Origin of the sequence: Duganella sp. Leaf61 (genome assembly GCF_001421905.1) — a bacterium.
Classification (GTDB): Bacteria; Pseudomonadota; Gammaproteobacteria; order Burkholderiales; family Burkholderiaceae_D; genus Rugamonas; species Rugamonas zoogloeoides.
The window spans coordinates 721,905-742,096 of sequence record NZ_LMLM01000001.1; the positions used below are offsets into that span (position 1 = coordinate 721,905).

Genomic DNA, 20,192 nt, shown 5'->3' on the forward strand with positions numbered 1-20,192 from the left:
TTAACATTTTCTCTCGATCACCATGTGCTCCACCCGAGTTTTCGCACGCTGCGCCCGCTACACAGTACTGGCCGCTGTTGTGGCCAGCGCCCCACTTGCCACGCTGGCGCACGCCGCCGAGCCGGCGCCAGCCACGGTCGCCCAGCGACCGCCGATCACCGACTTCTTTGAAAACCCCGAGTTCAGCGGCGCCCTGCTCTCGCCCACCGGCAAATACCTGGCGGTGCGCATCGGCAGCAAGGACCAGCGCGACCGCCTGGCGGTGGTCACGCTGGCCGACACCAGCGTCAAGGTGGTGGCCACCTTTGGCGATGCCGACATCGGCAGTTTCCAGTGGGTCAATGACGAGCGGCTGGTGTTTACCGCCACCGACCGCACCGTGGGCCAGGGCGATGCGCGCTACGGTCCGGGCCTGTACGCGATCAACCGCGACGCCAGCAAGTTCATCCAGCTGGCCAGCCGCAGCGGCAAGTCGCTGTTTACCGGCGGCAGCATGATACGCAACCGCGACATGTTGCCGGCCAATACCTATCTGCTGGGCCAGAAGGCCGCGCAGGACAGCGAGTTCGTGTACGTGGTGCGGCCCGAGATGTCGGGGGCCAGCCAGGTGCACGAGACGGGCCTGTTGCGCCTCAATACCCTGACCGGGCGGGCGACGCCGGTGACCGGCGCCCCCGATGACAGCAAGCGGTGGCTGCTCGACGACAAGGGTGAGCCGCGCATCGTCACCACGTCCAAAAAAGGCATCAGCACGATCCAGTACCGCGATCCGGCCACCAGCACCTGGCGCGAACTGGCCTCGTACAACACCTATACCGGCGGCAAGGACGGATTCTCGCCACGCGCCTTCGGCCCGGACGGCACGCTGTACGTGGTCACCCACGCCGGCAAGGACACCACGTCGCTGCATAAATACGACCTGGCCACCAACCAGGTGGCGCCGCAGCCGCTGGTACAGATCGACGGCTACGACTTTAGCGGCAGCCTGGTCACCGCCAACGGCAAGCTGCTCGGCGTGCGCTACCTGGCCGATGCCAGCGGCACCACCTGGTTCGATGCCGGCATGCAGGCGATGCAGGAAAAGATCGACGCCATGCTGCCCAACACCGTCAACCTGCTGAGCGTGCCCACCCGGTCCGAAACGCCGTGGGTGCTGGTGATTGCCTATGCCGACCAGTTCCCGTCGCGCACCCTGCTCTACAACAGCGAGACCGGCAGTTTGACCACGGTAGGCGGCAGCCATCCGAAGATCAAGCCCGAACAAATGGCGCGCCAGACCCTGGTGCACTACAAGGCGCGCGATGGCCTGACCATTCCGGCCTGGCTCACCGTGCCCAAGGGCGACGGCAAGAACCTGCCGCTGGTGGTGCTGGTGCACGGCGGCCCGCATGTGCGCGGCAATAGCTGGGGCTGGAACGCGGACAGCCAGTTCCTGGCCTCGCGCGGCTACGCGGTGCTGGAACCCGAGTATCGCGGCAGCACCGGCTTCGGCAACAAGCATTTCCGCGCCGGCTGGAAACAATGGGGCCTGAAAATGCAGGACGATATCGCCGACGGCGCGCGCTGGGCGATTGCCCAGGGCACGGCCGATCCCAGGCGCATCTGCATTGCCGGCGCCAGCTACGGCGGCTATGCCACGCTGATGGGCCTGATCAACGACAAGGACTTGTACCAGTGCGGCATCAACTGGGTGGGCGTGACTGACATCAACATGATGTACGACGGCCACTGGAACTTCACGTCCGACCTCTCCGAGACCTGGAAGCAGTACGGCATGCCGCAACTGGTCGGCGACCAGGTCAAGGATGCCGACCAGTTCAAGGCAACGTCGCCGCTGCTGCGCGCAGCCGAGATCAAGCAACCGCTGCTGCTGGCCTACGGCGGCGCCGACCGCCGCGTGCCGCTGCCCCATGGCACCAAGTTCTACAAGGCCGTCAGGCAGACCAATCCCGAGGTGGAATGGGTGGAGTACGAGGAAGAAGGCCACGGCTGGGCGCTGCCGAAGAACCGCATCGACTTCTGGGGCCGGGTAGAAAAATTCCTCGACAAGCATATCGGCCCAGCCGGCTCTGCGGCTGCAGCCGGAACCGGGACCGGGGCCGGGACTCCAGCTGGAGCAGCGCAATGAAGGCGCTTAATACTGCGTTGACGGCGTTGACGGCGCTGCTGTTGCTGGCAGCCCCGCTGGCAGAGGCTGCCTCCAGCCCGGCGTCAGCAGCACCTTCACCGATTGCCAGCTTCTTCAGCAACCCCGCCTTCAACGGCGCCATGCTCTCGCCCAACGGCCGCTACCTGGCCGCCTTCACCGGCGCCCGGGACCGGCGCGACGGCCTGGCGGTGGTGGACCTGACCACGATGGAAGCGGCCATGGTGGCGCAGTTCCGCGATACCGACATCGGCCAGGCGCGCTGGGTCAACAACGAGCGGCTGCTGTTTTCCACGGTGGACCGCACCCAGGGCCGGCGCGACGTGCGCTTTGCGCCCGGCGTGTTTGCAGTCAACCGCGACGGCAAGCAGTTCCGCCAGTTGGCCAAGCGCAACGAACAGTTCATCCGCGCCGGTGGCGACCGCGACGACATGCTGCCGTGGCACACGTTCATGCTGGACCAGGACGGTCCGCAAACCGGCGACGACGTGTATGTGACCGACGCCGGCATCATCGCGCCCGGCATCCTGGTCTCGCAAGACCTGGTGCGCGTCAACACCCGCAACGGCCTGTCGCGCCCGGTAGATCACCCCGGCACGGCGCAGGACTGGCTGCTCGACCACAAGGGCGAACCGCGCCTGGTGGAAACGCTGGATCAGAACATCCAGAAAATCCAGTACCTCGACCCGGCTACCGGCGCCTGGCGCGTGCTGGCCAGTTTCAACGCCTATGCCGCCAACAAGAACAGCTTTTCGCCGCTGGCGTTCGGGCCGGACGGCAGCCTGTACGTGGTGGCCAACGGCGGCCAGGACCTCAGTGCGCTGTATATCTATGACCTCAAGAACAACAAGCTGGGCCAGCGCCTGGTCACGCTGGACGGCTTCGATTTTCAGGGCCACCTGGTGATCAGCAACGACAAGCTGCTGGGCGTGCGTGTCGATGGCGACGCCGAGGGCTCGGTGTGGTTCGATCCCGGCATGCAGGCGCTGCAACAGAAAATCGACGCCAGGCTGCCGGGCCTGGTCAACCTGGTGACCCCGCCCAAGCGCCCGGAAACGCCGTGGGTGCTGGTGGAATCGTATTCGGACCGGCAGCCGCGCCGCTTCCTGGTGTTCAACACCGAGACCGGCAAGATGAGCGAAGTGGGCAATGTGGCGCCCGCGATCAAGGCGTCCACCATGGGCACGCGCGACCTGGTGCAGTACACCGCGCGCGACGGATTGACCATTCCCGCCTGGCTGACCTTGCCGCCGGGTGGCAAGGACAAGAATTTGCCGATGGTGGTGCTGGTCCACGGCGGCCCGTTCATGCGCGGCGAGAACTGGAACTGGAACGCCGACGCCCAGTTCCTGGCCTCGCGCGGCTACGCCGTGCTGGAACCGGAGTTTCGTGGCACCACCGGCCACGGCAACGCCCACTTCATGGCCGGCTGGAAGCAATGGGGCCTGAAAATGCAGGACGACATTGCCGACGGCACGCGCTGGGCGATTGCCCAGGGCACGGCCGACGCCAGACGCATCTGCATCGCCGGCGCCAGCTATGGCGGCTATTCCACCTTGATGGGCCTGATCAACGATCCCGACCTGTACAAGTGCGGCATCAACTGGATCGGCGTCACCGATATCGACCTGATGTACGACAGTGGCGGGCGCTACAGCTCGGACATGTCGGCCGGCTGGAAGCAATACGGCATGCCCGAGCTGGTGGCCGACCAGGTCAAGGATGCGGCGCAGATCCAGGCCACGTCGCCGTTGCGGCGCGCAGCCGAGATCAAGCAACCGCTGCTGCTGGCCTACGGCGGCGCCGACGTGCGCGTGCCACTCAGCCACGGCATCAAGTTTTACGACGCCGTCAAGAAGACCAATCCAAACGTCGAATGGGTCGAGTACGAAGAGGAAGGCCACGGCTGGGCGCTGCCAAAGAACCGCATCGACTTCTGGGGCCGGGTGGAAAAATTCCTCGACAAGCAGATCGGCGCGGGGCGCTAGGACGGGTATAGTCAGGTTTCTTGATAATGGAGGAGACACCATGACGTCAGGCAAAATCCTGGTAGCGCAAGGGGGCGGGCCCACCGCCGTGATCAACCAGTCGCTGGCCGGCGTGGTGCTCGAAGCACGGCGCTTTCGCGACTGCACCCGCGTCTATGGCGCCATGCACGGCGTGCGCGGCATCATCGACGAGAACCTGGTGGATTTAACGCGCGAAACCAGCCAGAACCTGGAAATGGTGGCAGCCACGCCGTCGTCGGCGCTCGGCTCCACCCGCGACAAGCCCGATATGGCCTACTGTGCCGAAATCTTCAAGGTATTGCGCGCCCACGAGATCGAGCAGTTTTACTATATCGGCGGCAACGATTCGTCCGACACCGTGCGCATCGTCAGCGAGCAGGCGCAACAGGCCAACTACGCGCTGCGCTGCATCCACATCCCCAAGACCATCGACAACGACCTGGTCGGCAACGATCACACGCCGGGCTTTCCGTCCGCTGCGCGCTTCGTCGCGCAAGCGTTTGCAGGCGCCAACCTCGACAATGCCGCGCTGCCCGGCGTCTATGTCGGCGTGGTGATGGGCCGCCATGCCGGTTTCCTCACTGCTGCTGCCGCCCTTGGCAAAAAATTCCCGGACGACGGCCCGCACCTGATCTACCTGCCCGAACGGGTGTTTTCTCTCGACCAGTTTTTGCGCGACGTCAAAGACGTGTATGCGCGCTACGGGCGCTGCGTGGTGGCAGTATCGGAGGGCATCCACGACGCCTCGGGCGCGGCAATCGCCACCCTGCTGTCGCAAGAAGTCGAGCGCGACGCCCATGGCAATGTGCAGCTGTCAGGCACCGGCGCGCTGGCCGATTTGCTGTGCGACGAGATCAAGGCCAAGCTTGGCATCAAGCGCGTGCGCGGCGATACCTTCGGCTACTTGCAGCGCTCGTTCATCGGCTGCGTCTCGGACGTCGACCAGCGCGAGGCGCGCGAAGTGGGAGAAAAAGCGGTGCAGTTCGCCATGTGGGGCGACCGCGACGGCTCGGTCGCCATCAAGCGCACCGGCTTCTACTCGGTCGATTACGAATTGCAGGCCTTGCAGGACGTGGCCGGGAAAACGCGGGTGATGGAGGACGAATTCATCAGCGCCAGCGGCACCGATGTGACCGACGCGTTCCGGATGTACCTGCGCCCGCTCTTGGGGTCGGGGATGCCCGATGCGTTCCGGTTGCGGCCGGCGCCGGTGGAGAAGATACTCAAGCGTTGAAGCAATAAAAAAGCACGCCGCAGCGTGCTTTGATTTTCCGACAGATAAAACTTACACCACGATAGTCTGGTGCTCGTCACCCACGCGCGCGCGGATCTTGCCGATGGTGTACACGGTTTCGCCCGCTGCTTGCAGCTGGGCAATCGCTGCTGCTGCGTTCTCTTGCGAGACGATCACGGTCATGCCGATACCGCAGTTGAACACGCGGTGCATTTCAGCGTCGGCCACGCCGCCGTGCTGTTGCAGCCAGGTGAACAGTGGTGGCATGGTCCACGATTTGCCGTCCAGCTCGGCGACCAGGCCAGGCTGCAGCACGCGCGGGATGTTTTCGACCAGGCCGCCACCGGTGATGTGGACCATGCCTTTGACTTCCAGCGACGCCATCAGCGCCAGCAGCGGCTTGACGTAGATGCGGGTAGGCTGCATCAGCACGTCGGCCAGCTTGCGGCCGTGGAAGTCGCCTTCCAGGTCCGGTTTCGCGACTTCGATGATCTTGCGCACCAGCGAGTAACCGTTAGAGTGCACGCCCGACGACGCCAGGCCCAGGATCACGTCGCCCGGGGCGATCTTGGTGCCGTCGATGATCTGCGATTTTTCCACCGCGCCGACCGCGAAACCGGCCAGGTCGTATTCGCCGGCCGGGTACATGCTTGGCATTTCAGCGGTTTCGCCGCCGATCAGCGCGCAGCCGGCTTGCTCGCAACCCTGGGCGATGCCCTTGATGACATCGGTGGCGATGGCCACGTCGAGCTTGCCGCAGGCGAAATAGTCGAGGAAGAACAGCGGCTCGGCGCCCTGCACCAGGATGTCGTTGACGCTCATGGCCACAAGGTCGATGCCGACCGTGTCGTGACGGTTCAGCTCGAACGCCAGCTTGAGCTTGGTGCCCACGCCGTCGGTGCCCGACACCAGGACCGGCTCCTTGAACTTCTTGCTGATCTCGAACATGGCGCCGAAACCACCGAGGCCGCCCAACACGCCTTCGCGCAGGGTGCGCTTGGCAAATGGCTTGATCGCTTCGACTAAGGCGTCACCTGCATCGATATCGACGCCGGCGTCACGGTAGGACAGGGAAACATTTGAAGGTTGGCTCATGGTGTATTTCGCAGCGGAGGCGGTAAAATAGAAGGCGGAGACCGTTTTTATGGCCCGGTCAATCCGCTATTTTATCAAACTGCCCCGTCAAAATCCCTTTTTATGCCATTTGCCGCCATTTTTCTGCTCGTGGAAGCGAAAACAAACAGCGTTTGGGCCAGTTGTGGGGGCGGCACCTTCTATAATGCATGACGTTAACAAGAAAAAATGACAAGTACGACGTTATGCAGATGATGGGACCACCATGAAGCAGCTGGTGCTCGATTTGGGCGCGGACCAGCCGCACAGCCTCGAAGCGTTCGAGGTTGGCCAAAATGCCGAGGCAATGGCGCTGCTGGCCCAGTTCGCCTCGCGCACGGCGCGCGAGCACTTCGCCTATCTCTGGGGCAATGCCGGCGTGGGCAAGACCCACCTGTTGAAAGCGCTGGCCTCGGCCGGCGGTGAAGCCGAGCAACTGCGCGCGCGCTACATCTCGCCGTTCTCGATCGAAACCGAATTCGTCTATTCCCCCGACGTTGACCTGTACCTGCTCGACGACTGCGAAAAGCTGTCGCCGGTCGCGCAGATCGACGCCTTTGCGCTGTTTAACGAAATCCGCGCCAACAACGCTTTCATGGTGTGCAGCGGCGCGGTGGCCCCGGCGGTGTTGCCCGTGCGCGAAGATTTGCGCACCCGCATGGGCTGGGGCCTGATCTACCAAGTGCATGGTCTGACCGACGATGAAAAGGTCGCCGCCCTGGGTGCGGCCGCCACCGCGCGCGGCTTGACGCTGTCGCCGGGCGTGATACCCTACCTCTTATCTCATTTCCAGCGAGACATGAGTTCCCTGTCGACCATGCTCGATTCGCTGGATCAATATTCACTGGAAACCCAACGCCCGATCACGCTGCCGCTGTTGCGCGAGTGGTTGCAGGCGGAAGCAAAAGAATGAAAAAACTCGCCTTATTTGACCTCGACCACACCCTGCTGCCCATCGACTCCGACCACGAGTGGGGCGAGTTCCTGGTCCGCCTCGGCGCCGTCGATGCCGTCGAGTTCGCCCGCCGCAACGATGCCTTCTACGCCCAGTACCAGGCCGGCACCATCGACCCGGTGGAATATCTCGAATTCGCGCTCGGTACGCTGGCTCGGTTCCCGCGCGCCAAACTGGACGAGATGCGTGCGCAATTCATGACCGAGGTGATCGTGCCCAACATCCGCCCCGCCGCGCTGGCGCTGCTCAAGCAGCACCAGGATGCCGGAGATTTGGTCGCCATCGTCACGGCCACCAACCATTTCGTCACCGAGCCGATCGCCCGCGCGCTGGGCGTGGAGCACCTGATCGCCGCCATGCCCGAGTTGGACGCGGACGGCAATGTCACCGGCCGGCTGCTGGGCACGCCCACCCAGGGCAAGGGCAAGATCACCCATACCGAAGCGTGGCTGGACAAGATGGGCAAGACTTTCGCGGATTTCGACACGGTCCACTTCTACAGCGACTCGCACAACGACCTGCCCCTGATGTCGCTGGTGAGCCACCCGGTGGCCACCAATGCCAACGCCACCCTGAAAACGCACGCCACCGCCCAAGGCTGGCAACTGATTGAACTGTTCAATGATTAAGAAACTGATCCGCAAAATCCTGGGCACCAAGACCAAGGTGCGCGACACCAATACCCCCGTGGTGCTGGGTCCGGACGCGCATGGCATCGATCCGAAACTGCTGTCGAACAACGCAGTACGCGTCACCAGCACCTTGCAGGAAGCCGGCTTCGAAGCGTTCGTGGTGGGCGGCGCGGTGCGCGACCTGCTGCTGGGCGTGAAACCGAAAGACTTCGACATCGCCACCAACGCCACGCCGGAGCAGGTCCGAAAACTGTTCCGCCGCGCGTTCATCATCGGCAAGCGGTTCCAGATCGTGCACGTGATGTTCGGCCAGGATTTGCTGGAGGTGACCACCTTCCGTGGCACCACGTCGGACAACGCGCCCAAGGATGAACATGGCCGCGTCCTGCGGGACAACACTTTCGGCTCGCAGGCGGAGGACGCGGTGCGGCGCGACTTCACCATCAACGCCATGTACTACAACCCGGCCAATCAGCAGGTGCTCGACTACCACGGCGGCATCGAAGACATCCGCGCGAAAACCCTGCGCATCATCGGCCAGCCCGAAGCGCGCTACCGCGAAGACCCGGTGCGCATGCTGCGCGTGGTGCGCTTTGCCGCAAAACTGAAATTCACGATCGAGCCGACGACTGCCGCGCCAATCGCGCTGATGGCGCCGCTGATCGACAACGTGCCGGCCGCGCGCGTGTTCGACGAAATGCTCAAGCTGCTGATGAGCGGCCACGCGCTGGCGTGCCTGCAGCAGCTGCGCAAGGAGGGCCTGCACCACGGTCTGCTGCCGCTGCTCGACGTGGTGCTGGAACAGCCGATGGGCTTCAAGTTCGTCACGCTGGCGCTGGACTCGACCGACGCCCGCATCGCCGCCGGCAAGACGGTCTCGCCGGGCTTCCTGTTTGCGTCGCTGCTGTGGCACCAGGTGCTGGAAAAATGGACCGCGTACCGCGCCGCCGGCGAGCAGACCATTCCCGCGCTGCACCTGGCCGCCGACGACGTGCTCGATTCGCAAACCGAAAAGCTGGCGCTGCAACGCAAGATCGGCACCGACATGCGCGACATCTGGTCGATGCAGCCGCGGTTCGAGCGCCGTACCGGCAAGGCCCCGCACAAGCTGCTCGAACACCTGCGCTTCCGCGCCGGCTACGACTTCCTGCTGCTGCGCTGCGCATCGGGCGAGATCGATGCCGAACTCGGTGAATGGTGGACCGCGTTTTACGAATCCGATGAAGCCGGCCGCGAGGCGCTGATTGCCAGCGCCAGCCGGGCGCCGCGTCCTCCGCGTGCTGCTGGCGCTGGTGCTGGTGGCGCCGGTGCTGCCGGTGGTTCGCGTGCAGGGGCTTCGCGTGCCGGTGGCGCTGGCGGTTTCAGTGCTGCCGGTGCCCCGGATGCCACCGGTGCAGCCGGAGAAGATGATTACACCGATGCACCGGCCCGCACCGGCGAAGCGCCCAAGCGCAAGCGTGCACCACGTCGCAGTCGCGCCCGTGGTCATGCAGCGGCTGCCGAAAGCGGCACGCCCGGTGCCGGCAATGGTGGCAACGGCGGCAATGGCGGCGCCGGCGGCGCGGGTTCCGATCACGACTGAGTGCAGTCATGAGCATCATCGCCAAACCGGATGAAGGCGGCTTCGCCTTCACCATCGCCTACATCGGCATCGGCGCCAACCTCGGCGACGCCCGCGCCAACGTGGCCGACGCCTTCGAGCGCCTGCAAAAGCTCGCGGGCTGCACGCTGATGGCCACCTCCAGCCTGTACCGCACGGCCCCCATCGACTCCAGCGGCGACGACTACATCAACGCCGTGGCGCGCATCGCCACCACGCTAGCCGCCGAGGCGCTGCTGCACGGCCTGCACGCTATCGAGCAGGCGCACGGGCGCGAACGTCCCTACCGCAACGCCCCGCGCACGCTGGACCTGGACCTGCTGCTGTATGGCGACACCGTGATCGACACCCCGGCCTTGAGCGTGCCGCATCCACGCATCACCGAGCGCGCCTTCGTGCTGGTGCCGCTGCTCGAACTGGCCCCGGCCATCCATATTCCCGGCCGCGGCGCGGCGCACGATTATCTTGCCGCCGTGGCCGACCAGGCTATTTCCCCTCTTTAGCTTCCCGGGCAGCGGCCAGCGCTTACCGCTACACTAGCGCCGTCTGCCCCCATTTTTAAAGGATTACCATGTCTGGTTATTTGCAAGGAAACGAACTGGCCGCGAGCCAAAAGCCCGCCGCCAACGTGCCCGCACCTGCACCGGCCAAGTCGGCCGCCACCAAGGCAGTGACCATCCACACGCTGGCCGAGCTGCGCGCACGCGGTGAAAAAATCGCCATGCTCACCTGCTACGACGCCAGCTTCGCCTCGCTGATGGACCGCTGCGGCGTCGAGATCCTGCTCATTGGCGACTCGCTGGGCATGGTCTGCAATGGCCACCCGTCGACGCTGCCGGTCACGGTGGCCGAACTGGCCTATCACACGGCCGCCGTTGCGCGCGGCAGCAAGTCGGCAATGGTCATGGCCGACCTGTCGTTCGGTTCGTACGGCACGCCCGAAACCGCGTACCACAACGCCGTGCTGCTGATGCAGGCCGGCGCCCACATGATCAAGATCGAAGGCGGCGCCTGGCTGGCCGACACCGTGCGTTTCCTGACCGAGCGCGGCGTGCCGATCTGCGCCCACCTGGGCCTGACGCCGCAGTCGGTGCACCAGCTGGGCGGCTACAAGGTACAAGGCAAAACCGCCGACAGCGCCGAACTGCTCAAGCGCGACGCCATGGCCCTGCAAGCGGCCGGCGCCGCCGTGGTGCTGCTCGAAGCCATCCCCGCCGCGCTGGGCAAGGAAGTGACCGATTTGCTGACCGTGCCCACCATCGGCATCGGCGCGGGCCCCGACTGCTCGGGCCAGGTGCTGGTGATGCATGACCTGCTCGGCGTCTTCCCCGGCCGCAAGGCGCGCTTCGTGAAAAACTTCATGGACGGCCAGACCAGCATCGACGGCGCCATCACCGCGTACGTCAGCGCGGTGAAGGACGGCAGCTTCCCGGCGCTCGAACACTGCTTCTAAAGCAGGGCTGCCAGGCAATCGTCGAATGCCTGTAGCAAGCGCTGCAAATCCTCTTCGCTGGTGGCCGGGCACACCAGCAGCATGTTGTGGAATGGCGTGATCAATACGCCGCGATTGAGAAGATACAGGTGGATGGCCTGTTCCAGCTCTTCGTCCATCAGCGCCAGTGCCGTGCTGCCGTCAGGCGGTGGCAAGAGGCCGAACTGGAATTCGGTGCGAGCGCCCACTTGCGTCACGCACCATGGCAAACCGTGCTTCGCGATGATGGCACGCAGACCGTCGGCCAGTTGCTGCGCCATGGCGAACATCTGTGTATAGGCCGCCGCCGTCATCACCTGCTCCAGGTTGGCGCGCATGGCGGCCATGGCGAACATATTGGCACTCAAGGTGGTGCCGATGCCAGAGTGGCCGGCCGGGGCGCTGCGCTTGGCGTGTTCCACCCGGCAGGCCAGTTCCTCAGTCATGCCGTACGCCGCGCAAGGCAGGCCGCCGGCCAGCGGCTTGCCGATCACCACGGCGTCGGGCCGCATGCCGTGCGCTCGCGCATAGCCACCGGGGCCGCTGCTGATGGTGTGGGTTTCGTCGATCACGAGAAGCGTGCCATGGCGCGCGATGATGTCCTGCGCGGCATCCCAGTAGCCGGGCTGCGGCAGCACCATGCCGGCGTTGGTCATCACCGGTTCGGCCAGCACGCAGGCGACGTCGCCGGCGCTCAGTGCGGTGTCCAGCGCGGCCAGGTCGTTGAACTCCACCACCACCGTGTGTGCGGTCAGGTCGTGCACCTGGCCCAGCAGGCTGGCGCGCTGCACCGGTACGCCATTCTTCAGGTCCACGAACACATCGTCCACGGTGCCGTGGTAACAGCCGTTGAAGACCAGGATCTTGCTGCGGCCAGTGGCTGCGCGCAGCCAGCGCAGCATGAAGCGGTTGGCGTCCGAAGCGGATAATGCGAACTGCCAGTACGGCAGGCCGAAGCGGCGCGCCAGTTCGCTTGCTACCGGTGCGGCATCGTTTGAAGGCAGCATCGCCGTGTAACCACGCGCAGCCTGGCGCGCGATGGCGGCGGCCACTGGAGCCGGTGCGTGGCCAAACATGGCGCCGGTGTCACCGAGGCAGAAGTCGGCATACTGCATGCCGTCGGCGTCCGTAAAATGTGCGCCCGAGGCTTCGGTCACCGTCAACGGGAACGGCGTGGACCAGTCGTTCATCCAGTGCATCGGCACGCCGAACAGCAGGTGCTGCGATGCCTGCGCGGCCAGGGCTTGCGACGCCGGATGGCGGGCGATATAGTCGGCGCGTTCGCGCGCGGCCAGCGCTTGCACGCGGGGCCAGTTCAATCCGTCGCGGGTGCCCATGCGCCCTCCTACACCAGCAGCATCAGGTGCTCACGCTCCCAGGAGCTGATCACGCGGCTATAAGTGGCAAATTCAAGTTCCTTCACTTCGCAGAATGCTGCCACGAACAGGTCGCCGAGGATATCGCGCAGCGGCGCGCATTCGCGCAGGCGGTTTATCGCGTCCTCCAGGTTGCGCGGCAAGTGGTCGTGCACCTGCTCGGCGCTGCCGGCCATCGGTGGCGAGGCGGTCAGTCGCTGCGTCATGCCCAGGTAGCCGCAGGCCAGCGTGGCGGCCGTGGCCAGGTACGGGTTGACGTCCACGCCCGGCACGCGGTTTTCCACGCGGCGGTTGGCCGGCGTGGAGTTGGGGATGCGCAGCCCGCAGGTGCGGTTGTCGTAACCCCAGTGCACATTGGTCGGCGCCGACATGAAGCGCGACAGGCGACGGTACGAATTGACGTGCGGCGCGAACAGCAAGGTGGCCGCCGGCGCAAACTGTTCGAGACCGGCGATATAGCTGAAAAACAGGCCGCTGGCGCTCCCGTCTTCCTGGCTGAAGATATTGGCGCCGGTGGCCGCATCGAGCACGCTCTGGTGAATGTGCATGGCGCTGCCCGGCTCCGCTTCCATCGGCTTGGCCATGAAGGTGGCGAAGATGCCGTGGCGTAGCGCCGTCTCGCGCACGGCGCGCTTGAACAGGAACACGCGGTCGGCCAGCTCCAGCGCCTCGCCGTGGGTAAAATTGATTTCCATCTGGCCGGCGCCCGCTTCGTGGATCAGGGTTTCCACGCCCAGCTGGTGCTGCTTGCAGAAGGTGGACAATTCGAGGAAGAACGGATCGAAATCGTTGACGGCGTCGATCGAATACGACTGCCGGCCAGATTCCACTTTGCCGCTGCGGCCCAGCGGCGGCGTGAGCGGCTCGTGCGGATTGCTGCTGCGCGCCACCAGGTAGAACTCCAGCTCCGGCGCCACCACCGGCTGCCAACCCTGCTCGGCATACAGCTTGAGCACCTGGCGCAGCACTGCGCGCGGCGACAGGCCCACCGGCGTGCCGTCGAAGTTCTGGCAGTCGTGGATGACCAGCGCGACATTTTCCGCCGCCCACGGCACTTGCCGCAGGGTGGCCGGATCGGGCACGCAGATCATGTCCGGGTCGGTCACGCCCACGTACGGCCGGTTGTTGGGCTGCTCGCCGTTGACGGTGTTCAGTAACACGCTCTTGGGCAGGCGCATTTCGCCCTCGCCCAGGAACAGGTCCTTGGGCAGGATTTTGCCGCGCGCGATGCCGGTCATGTCGGCGATCACGCATTCGACTTCGTGGATGTTACGCTCGCGCAGAAAATCCCTCATTGCCTGCGTCATGACCGCTCTCCCGATGGTTTATCCGATCTGGATCCAGGTGGTTTTCAGCTCGGTGTACTTGTCGAACGCGTGCAGCGACTTGTCGCGGCCATTGCCCGACTGCTTGTAGCCGCCGAACGGCACGGTGATGTCGTCGTTGTCGTACTGGTTGACGTGCACGGTGCCAGCCCGCAGCGCGCGCGAGGTCTGCACCGCTTTCGTCAAATCCGACGTCCACACCGCCGCGTGCAGGCCGTACACGGTGCCGTTGGCCTGCCTGATCGCGTCGTTCAAGTCGGTAAAGCTCAGTACCGACAGCACCGGGCCGAAAATCTCTTCGCGGGCAATCGTCATGCCGCTCTCCACCTGGTCGAACAGGGTGGGTTCGACAAAGTAACCGCCGGTACCGTCTCGCACGCGAGCGCCACCAGCGAGCAGGCGCGCACCACCGGCCTTGCCGGCTTCGATATAACCCATCACGGTATTGAGCTGGGTGGCATCGACGATGGCGCCCATTACCGTGTTTTCGTCGAGCGGATCGCCCGGTGCGAACGACGGCATCATGGCCAGCGCTTTTTCCAGGAAGCGCTCCTTGATAGCCTCTTCCACGAACAGGCGCGATGGCGCGTTGCAGCTCTGGCCCTGGTTGAAGTAGATCGAGCCGATGGCAGCAGCTACCGCCGCATCGAGGTCCGGGCAATCGGCGCATACGATGTTGGCCGACTTGCCGCCCAATTCCATCCACGCGCGCTTGAGGTTCGATTGCCCTGCCATCTGCATGATCTGCTTGCCCACGCGGGTGGAGCCCGTAAACGCAATGCAATCGACATCCATGTGCAGCGCCAGTGCAGCACCGGCTTCGTTGCCGTAGCCGGGCACCACGTTGAACACGCCGGCAGGAATGCCCGCCTGCAGCGCCAGGTCGCCCAAGCGCAGCGCGGTCAATGGCGATTTTTCTGAAGGTTTCAATATCACGCTGTTGCCGGCGGCAAGCGCCGGCGCGATCTTCCAGGCAGCCATCAGCATCGGGTAATTCCACGGCACGATGGCGCCGACCACGCCCACCGGCTCGCGCGTGATCAGGGCCAGGCTGCTGTCGGCCGTGGGCGCGATTTCGTCGTAGATCTTGTCGATCGCCTCGCCGTACCAGCGGATGCAATTGGCGGCGCCACCGACATCGACAGTCTGGCTGTACTTGATCGGTTTGCCCATGTCGAGCGTCTCGAGCAGCGCCAGTTCCGCGCCGTGCTGCTGGATCAAATCGGCAAATTTGATCAGCACGCGCTTGCGCTGCGCCGGCGCCTTGCCGGCCCACGCGCGCGCTTCGAACGCGGCGCGAGCGCTGGCCACCGCCGCATCGATATCCTGCCCATCGCAGCGCGCCACCATGCCGAGCGAGCGGCCGTCTATGGGCGAGCGGTTGTCGAACTGCTGGCCGCCCTGCGCCCACACCCGCTGGCCGCCGATCAGTGCGCGGCCGTCTGGGGTGATGGCGGCGGCGCGGTCATGCCACGAGGCTGCGGTCATGTCATTCTCCCTGTAGCCAGCCGCGCTGTTGCACGTCGGCGTAGGTGAGGTCAAGGCAATGCCGGATCAGGGCGATCATCTCGTCGATCTGTTCGCGCGTCATCACCAGCGGCGGCGCGATGATCATGCGGTCGCCGACGGCGCGCATGATCATGCCGTTGCCGAACATATGGCCGCGACACACCATGCCCACGCCAAGCTCGCTGTCGAACGCCACATTGTCATGCGGGTTGCCGGCCTTGGTGCGCACCAGGTTGAGGCCCGCGACAAAACCGCAACTGTCGGCGTAGCCGACCAGCGGATGATCGGCCAGTTCGGCAAAGCGCTGCTTCAGGTACGGGCCGGTATCGTCGGCCACGCGCTCGATGAGCTTTTCTTCTTCCAGGATGCGGATGTTTTCCAGCGCAGCCGCGCACGCGACGGGGTGGCCGGAATAGGTGAAGCCGTGATTGAACTCGCCACCCTGCCCGATCAATACTTCGGCCACGCGGTCGCCCACCAGCACGCCGCCGAGCGGGATATAGCCGGACGTGACGCCCTTGGCGAACGTGATCAGGTCGGGCCTGATGCCGAACAGTTCGGACGAGAACCAGCGCCCCAGCCGGCCGAAGCCGCAGATCACTTCATCGGCGATGAGCAGGATGCCGTACTTGTCGCAGATGCGCTGGATCTCGGGCCAGTACGTGGCCGGCGGGATGATCACGCCACCGGCGCCCTGCACCGGCTCGCCGATAAAGGCAGCAACTTTGTCAGGCCCCACTTCGAGGATTTTCTGCTCCAGCCACGATGCCGCCTCGATGCCGAATGCGTCCTCGGTCATGCCGCGCCCCGACTCCAGGTAATTGGGCTGGCCGATGTGGACGATGCCCGGAATCGGCAGGCCGCCCTGGGCGTGCATGTCGGTCATGCCGCCGAGCGAGGCGCCGGCCACCGTGCTGCCGTGGTACGAATTGTGGCGGCTGATGATGGTGTGGCGTTCCTTGTAGCCCAATACGTCCCAGTAGCGGCGCACCATGCGCAGGTTGGTGTCGTTGGCCTCGGACCCGGAGCCGGTGAAGTACACGTGGTTGAACTGCGCCGGCGAAATCGCCGACAGTTTATTGGCCAGCAGGACGGCCGGCACATTGGTGGTGTTGAAGAAGCTGTTATAGAACGGCAGCGTCTCCATCTGGCGGTACACGGCGTCCGAAATGCTCTTGCGGCCGTAACCGACATTCACGCACCACAGCCCCGACATGCCGTCGAGGATCTTGTTGCCTTCCGAGTCCCACAGGTAGATGCCCTCGCCGCGCACCATCACGCGCGCACCTTTTGCGCCAAGCGCCTTGTGGTCGGTGAACGGGTGCATATAGTGCGCCGTGTCGAGCTTCTGGATGGCAGCGGTGTCGTACAGTTCTTTGAGCTGGATGGTCATGTTCTGGTCTCCGTGTGTCTGTTACTGGGTCAGACGTGCAGCAGCAGGTGCTCGCGCTCCCATGGGCTGATGACGGTCATGAATTCCTGGTGTTCGAGATCCTTGATGGCGGCATAGACATCGATGAAGCGCTCACCGAGCACGGTGCGCAGCCGGTCTTCGCGGCGCAGCAGTTGCAGCGCCTCGGGCAGTCCCTGCGGCAGTTCCACGTCAAGGTCGTAGGCGCTGTCGGTGGTCATGGCCGTGGGCTCGATCTGATCGATCATGCCCAGGTAGCCGCAGGCCAGCGTGACGGCCAGCGCCAAATAGGGGTTGGCGTCGGCGCCGATGATGCGGTTTTCCACGCGGCGATCGTTCACGCCCGATTCCGGCACGCGGAAGCCGACGGTGCGGTTGTCCATGCCCCACTGGATGTTGATCGGTGCGGCCGTGTGGCGCACGATGCGGCGGTACGAATTGACGTACGGCGCCACGATCGCCATCGCCGACGGCATGTAGCGCTGCAGGCCGCCGATGTAGTGCTTGAAAATCGGCGCGGCGGAACCGTCGTCGGCGCTGAAGATGTTTTTGCCGGTCTTGATATCGACCACGCTCTGGTGCACGTGCATGGCCGATCCCGGTTCTCCGGCCATCGGTTTGGCCATGAAGGTGGCGTACATATCGTGCTTGAGGGCCGCCTCGCGCAAGGTGCGCTTGAAGAAGAACACTTTGTCGGCCAGGCCCAGCGGATCGCCATGCAGGAAGTTGATTTCCATTTGCCCTGCGCCGATTTCGTGGATCAACGTATCGACGTCGAGATTCATCGTTTCGCAGTAATCGTAGATGTCCTCGAACAGCGGATCGAACTCGTTGACGGCGTCGATGCTGTACACCTGGCGGCTGGTCTCGGCGCGGCCGCTGCGGCCGATCGGCGGGCGCAAGGGCAGATCGGGATCGGTGTTCTTGGCGGTGAGGTAGAACTCCAGCTCGGGCGCCACCACCGGCTTCCAGCCCCGGTCCGCGTACAGCTTGAGCACGCGGCGCAGCACCGAGCGCGGGGCGAAGTCCACCAGGCGGCCGTCGGCGAAATAGCAGTCGTGGATCACCTGCGCGGTAGGGTCGCTGGCCCACGGCACCATGGTAATCGTGGTGGGATCGGCCTTGAGGATCATGTCGCGGTCGGTGCTGGAAATGGCGCGGTCGTAGGCTGCATCATCGACCGGGTAGTTGCCGGTGACGGTCATGCCCAGCACTGCTTCCGGGATGCGCATGCCGCGCTCCTGGGTGAATTTTCCGCGCGGGAGGATCTTCCCGCGCGCCACGCCGGTCAGGTCGGGCACCAGGCATTCGATTTCGGTGACGTGCTTTTCGTTGAGCCACACGTCCATGTCGGTGTAGGTGAAGTTTTCGCGTATCGCCATCAAATCTCTCCGGTGATGTTACGTTGTTCTGGTGTTTTTATAGTGGCGGCAGGCGTCACCGAACGCTTGCAGCAGTCTCAGGGAATCAGGGTTGTCCATCAGCTTCCATTCTGGGTGCCACTGTACCGCGAGCGTGAATCCGGTGGCGTCCTGCACGCGGTAGGCTTCGACCAGGCCGTCGTCGGCGCGGGCCTCGATCGCCAGCCCTGGCGCCAGCCGATCGAGGCCCTGGCCGTGCAGCGAGTTGACCATGATCTGCTCCACGCCACCCAGTGTGCGCGCCAGTACGCCGCCCGGTTCCACCAGCACGCGGTGGATTGGCGCGTACTGCTCTTCCATCGTATGGCCCTTGTGTTCGCGATGGTCGCTCATGCCGGCCACGCTGTGCACCAACTGGTGCAGCGTGCCGCCCAGCGCCACGTTCACCTCCTGGAAGCCGCGGCAAATCGCCAGCAGCGGAATGCCGCGCGCGATGGCGGCGCGGATCAGGGGCAAGGTGGTGGCGTCGCGCGCGGCGTCGAGCGGCAGCGCCGGATCGAGCACCGCCTGGCCGTACAGGCCCGCGTGGACATTCGATGGAGAGCCGGTGAGCAGGATGCCGTCGGCCAGATCGAGCAGCGCGTCGAAATCGGTGGCATCCCCCAGCGCCGGCATGATCAGCGGCGCGCAGCGGGCGCCATCGGCAACGGCAGCCACGTACTTGAACTGCGCGGTATGGGCCGCATGGGCGCCAACCGGATTGACGCAGGCGGGAACGAGAACGATGGGGCTGCGCATATTGCTCTGTGAAATATGAAGCAGATTTGATCATAAGCCTAATTTGGTATGATTGCCATTACTGCTACTTGACCCAGGTTAAAACCTGCCGCGCATGACCTTCTTCACCCCATGAAAAACCTGCCGTGGCGCGACTTCATCGCGCTCGTTGCCAGCATCGGCGTGGTCGGGCTGGGACTCGGCGCAACCATTCCGCTGACCGCCCTGCGGCTCGACCAGCGCGGCATCGGCACCGACATCATCGGCATGGTCACGGCAGTGAGCGCGCTGGGCATCCTGGCCGTCACGCCGTTCGTCTCGCGCTGGGTGGCGCGGTATGGCGCGCGCGCTTGCATGATCGCGGCAATCGTCGTCGGCGGCCTGTCCACCGCGCTGATGGAAGCCACTGACAATCTGCTGGTGTGGGGCTTGCTGCGCTTTATCTTCGGTGCCTGCATGGGCGTGCTGTTTACCGTGGGCGAAGCCTGGGTCAACCACCTGGCGCCGGGCAACGCGCGCGGGCGCGTGGTGGCCATGTACACCACTGCGTTTACGCTGTTCCAGCTGGTCGGTCCCGCGCTGGTGGCGGCGGTGGAAGATCAGATCAGCTGGGCCTTTGCCGCTGCCGGCGCGCTGTTCTTGCTCGCCCTGCCCGGCATGGCGCTGATACGCGGTGGCGCACAAAACGCCGACGATGAAGCACAGGCGCCGTGGCGCCTGGTGCTGCCGCAGATGCCGATGATCGCCATGGGCGCGGCATTCTTCGCGCTGTTCGATACGCTGGCTTTGAGCCTGTTGCCCTTGTACGCGATCCGCCAGGGCATCGCCACCGAACTGGCGCTGCTGTCGGCCACGGTGGTGCTGGTGGGCGACACGCTGCTGCAATTTCCGTTCGGCTGGCTGGCCGACCGGTTCGGGCGCCGCCGCGTGCATACCGGCTGCGGCATCGCCGTGTGCGTGCTGCTGCCGGTGCTGCCGTCTGCTGCAGGCACGCCGTGGCTGTGGTGGACGGTGCTCCTGATGCTGGGCGCGGCGGCGGGGGCGATCTACATGCTGTCGATCGTGGCCTGCGGCCAGCGTTTTACGGGCGCACGGCTGGTGGCGGCCAGCGCCATTCTCAATGCCAGCTGGGGCATCACCAGCAGCGGCGGGCCGCTATTGACCGGAGTGCTGATGCACTCGGTGGGGATCAACGCGCTGCCGGCAGTGATGTGGTGCGGCGCGGCGGCGTTTGTCGCCTGCGCCTGGTGGGAGTATCGCCGGCGCCCTTAAT

The 20,192-nt window shown here is 64.8% G+C and carries 16 protein-coding genes; 9 read left to right on the forward strand and 7 right to left on the reverse strand.

Annotated elements, in window-relative coordinates; genetic code table 11:
* Positions 1–22 precede the first annotated feature (22 nt).
* From ASF04_RS03130 to ASF04_RS03140, 3 genes are read left to right on the forward strand one after another with little or no spacing between them, the layout of a single operon-like run.
* Positions 23–2,128 (forward strand): alpha/beta fold hydrolase, encoded by a 2,106-nt coding sequence (locus tag ASF04_RS03130; RefSeq protein ID WP_056138029.1) that lies wholly within the window; start codon positions 23–25, stop codon positions 2,126–2,128.
* Complete coding sequence (locus ASF04_RS03135; protein WP_056138031.1) at positions 2,125–4,134, forward strand: S9 family peptidase; 2,010 nt, start codon at positions 2,125–2,127, stop codon at positions 4,132–4,134. Before ASF04_RS03130 ends, ASF04_RS03135 begins: the two co-directional genes overlap by 4 nt.
* 40 nt (positions 4,135–4,174) lie before the next feature.
* Positions 4,175–5,389, forward strand: coding sequence for a 6-phosphofructokinase (locus ASF04_RS03140; RefSeq protein WP_056138033.1), 1,215 nt, complete (start codon positions 4,175–4,177; stop codon positions 5,387–5,389).
* 51 nt (positions 5,390–5,440) lie between these two features.
* Here ASF04_RS03140 and purM read toward each other — a convergent pair whose 3' ends face one another.
* Positions 5,441–6,484 (reverse strand): phosphoribosylformylglycinamidine cyclo-ligase, encoded by a 1,044-nt coding sequence (gene purM, locus ASF04_RS03145; protein WP_056138035.1) that lies wholly within the window; start codon positions 6,482–6,484, stop codon positions 5,441–5,443.
* A 244-nt stretch (positions 6,485–6,728) separates the two neighbouring features.
* Here purM and hda point away from each other — a divergent pair, with 244 nt between their 5' ends.
* From hda to panB, 5 genes are all read left to right on the forward strand, one after another.
* Positions 6,729–7,415, forward strand: a complete 687-nt coding sequence (gene hda, locus ASF04_RS03150; protein WP_056138038.1) for a DnaA regulatory inactivator Hda — start codon at positions 6,729–6,731, stop codon at positions 7,413–7,415.
* Positions 7,412–8,086 carry an HAD family phosphatase gene (locus tag ASF04_RS03155; RefSeq protein WP_056138040.1) on the forward strand — a complete coding sequence of 225 codons (675 nt, stop codon included), beginning with the start codon at positions 7,412–7,414 and terminating at the stop codon, positions 8,084–8,086. The genes hda and ASF04_RS03155 overlap by 4 nt, the downstream gene beginning before the upstream one ends.
* On the forward strand, positions 8,079–9,671 hold the full coding sequence (pcnB, locus tag ASF04_RS03160; protein ID WP_056138041.1) for a polynucleotide adenylyltransferase PcnB: 1,593 nt from the start codon (positions 8,079–8,081) through the stop codon (positions 9,669–9,671). Before ASF04_RS03155 ends, pcnB begins: the two co-directional genes overlap by 8 nt.
* An 8-nt stretch (positions 9,672–9,679) precedes the next feature.
* Positions 9,680–10,192, forward strand: coding sequence for a 2-amino-4-hydroxy-6-hydroxymethyldihydropteridine diphosphokinase (folK, locus tag ASF04_RS03165; RefSeq protein WP_056138043.1), 513 nt, complete (start codon positions 9,680–9,682; stop codon positions 10,190–10,192).
* 68 nt (positions 10,193–10,260) lie between these two features.
* Entirely contained in the window at positions 10,261–11,142 is an 882-nt protein-coding gene (gene panB / locus ASF04_RS03170) for a 3-methyl-2-oxobutanoate hydroxymethyltransferase (RefSeq protein WP_200931058.1), read from the forward strand.
* Here panB and ASF04_RS03175 read toward each other — a convergent pair.
* Genes ASF04_RS03175 through ASF04_RS03200 form a run of 6 tightly spaced genes read right to left on the reverse strand, consistent with a single transcriptional unit; the run spans position 11,139 to position 18,940 of the window.
* Positions 11,139–12,497, reverse strand: coding sequence for an aspartate aminotransferase family protein (locus ASF04_RS03175; RefSeq protein ID WP_056138045.1), 1,359 nt, complete (start codon positions 12,495–12,497; stop codon positions 11,139–11,141). The genes panB and ASF04_RS03175 overlap by 4 nt on opposite strands.
* A gap of 8 nt (positions 12,498–12,505) precedes the next feature.
* Entirely contained in the window at positions 12,506–13,843 is a 1,338-nt protein-coding gene (locus ASF04_RS03180) for a glutamine synthetase family protein (RefSeq protein WP_056138047.1), read from the reverse strand.
* Positions 13,844–13,861: 18 nt separating this feature from the next.
* The gene (locus ASF04_RS03185) at positions 13,862–15,349 is read right to left on the reverse strand and encodes an aldehyde dehydrogenase (protein ID WP_056138049.1); all 1,488 of its coding nucleotides are present in this window, start codon (positions 15,347–15,349) and stop codon (positions 13,862–13,864) included.
* 1 nt (position 15,350) lies between these two features.
* Positions 15,351–16,763 carry an aspartate aminotransferase family protein gene (locus tag ASF04_RS03190; protein WP_056138051.1) on the reverse strand — a complete coding sequence of 471 codons (1,413 nt, stop codon included), beginning with the start codon at positions 16,761–16,763 and terminating at the stop codon, positions 15,351–15,353.
* A gap of 29 nt (positions 16,764–16,792) precedes the next feature.
* Positions 16,793–18,163, reverse strand: a complete 1,371-nt coding sequence (locus ASF04_RS03195; RefSeq protein WP_056138053.1) for a glutamine synthetase family protein — start codon at positions 18,161–18,163, stop codon at positions 16,793–16,795.
* Between the two features lie 18 nt (positions 18,164–18,181).
* On the reverse strand, positions 18,182–18,940 hold the full coding sequence (locus ASF04_RS03200) for a gamma-glutamyl-gamma-aminobutyrate hydrolase family protein (RefSeq protein ID WP_056138055.1): 759 nt from the start codon (positions 18,938–18,940) through the stop codon (positions 18,182–18,184).
* A 111-nt stretch (positions 18,941–19,051) separates the two neighbouring features.
* Between ASF04_RS03200 and ASF04_RS03205 the strand changes: the two genes are divergently transcribed.
* Positions 19,052–20,191: an MFS transporter gene (locus tag ASF04_RS03205; protein WP_056138057.1), complete on the forward strand. Its 1,140-nt coding sequence runs from the start codon at positions 19,052–19,054 to the stop codon at positions 20,189–20,191.
* Position 20,192 lies beyond the last annotated feature (1 nt).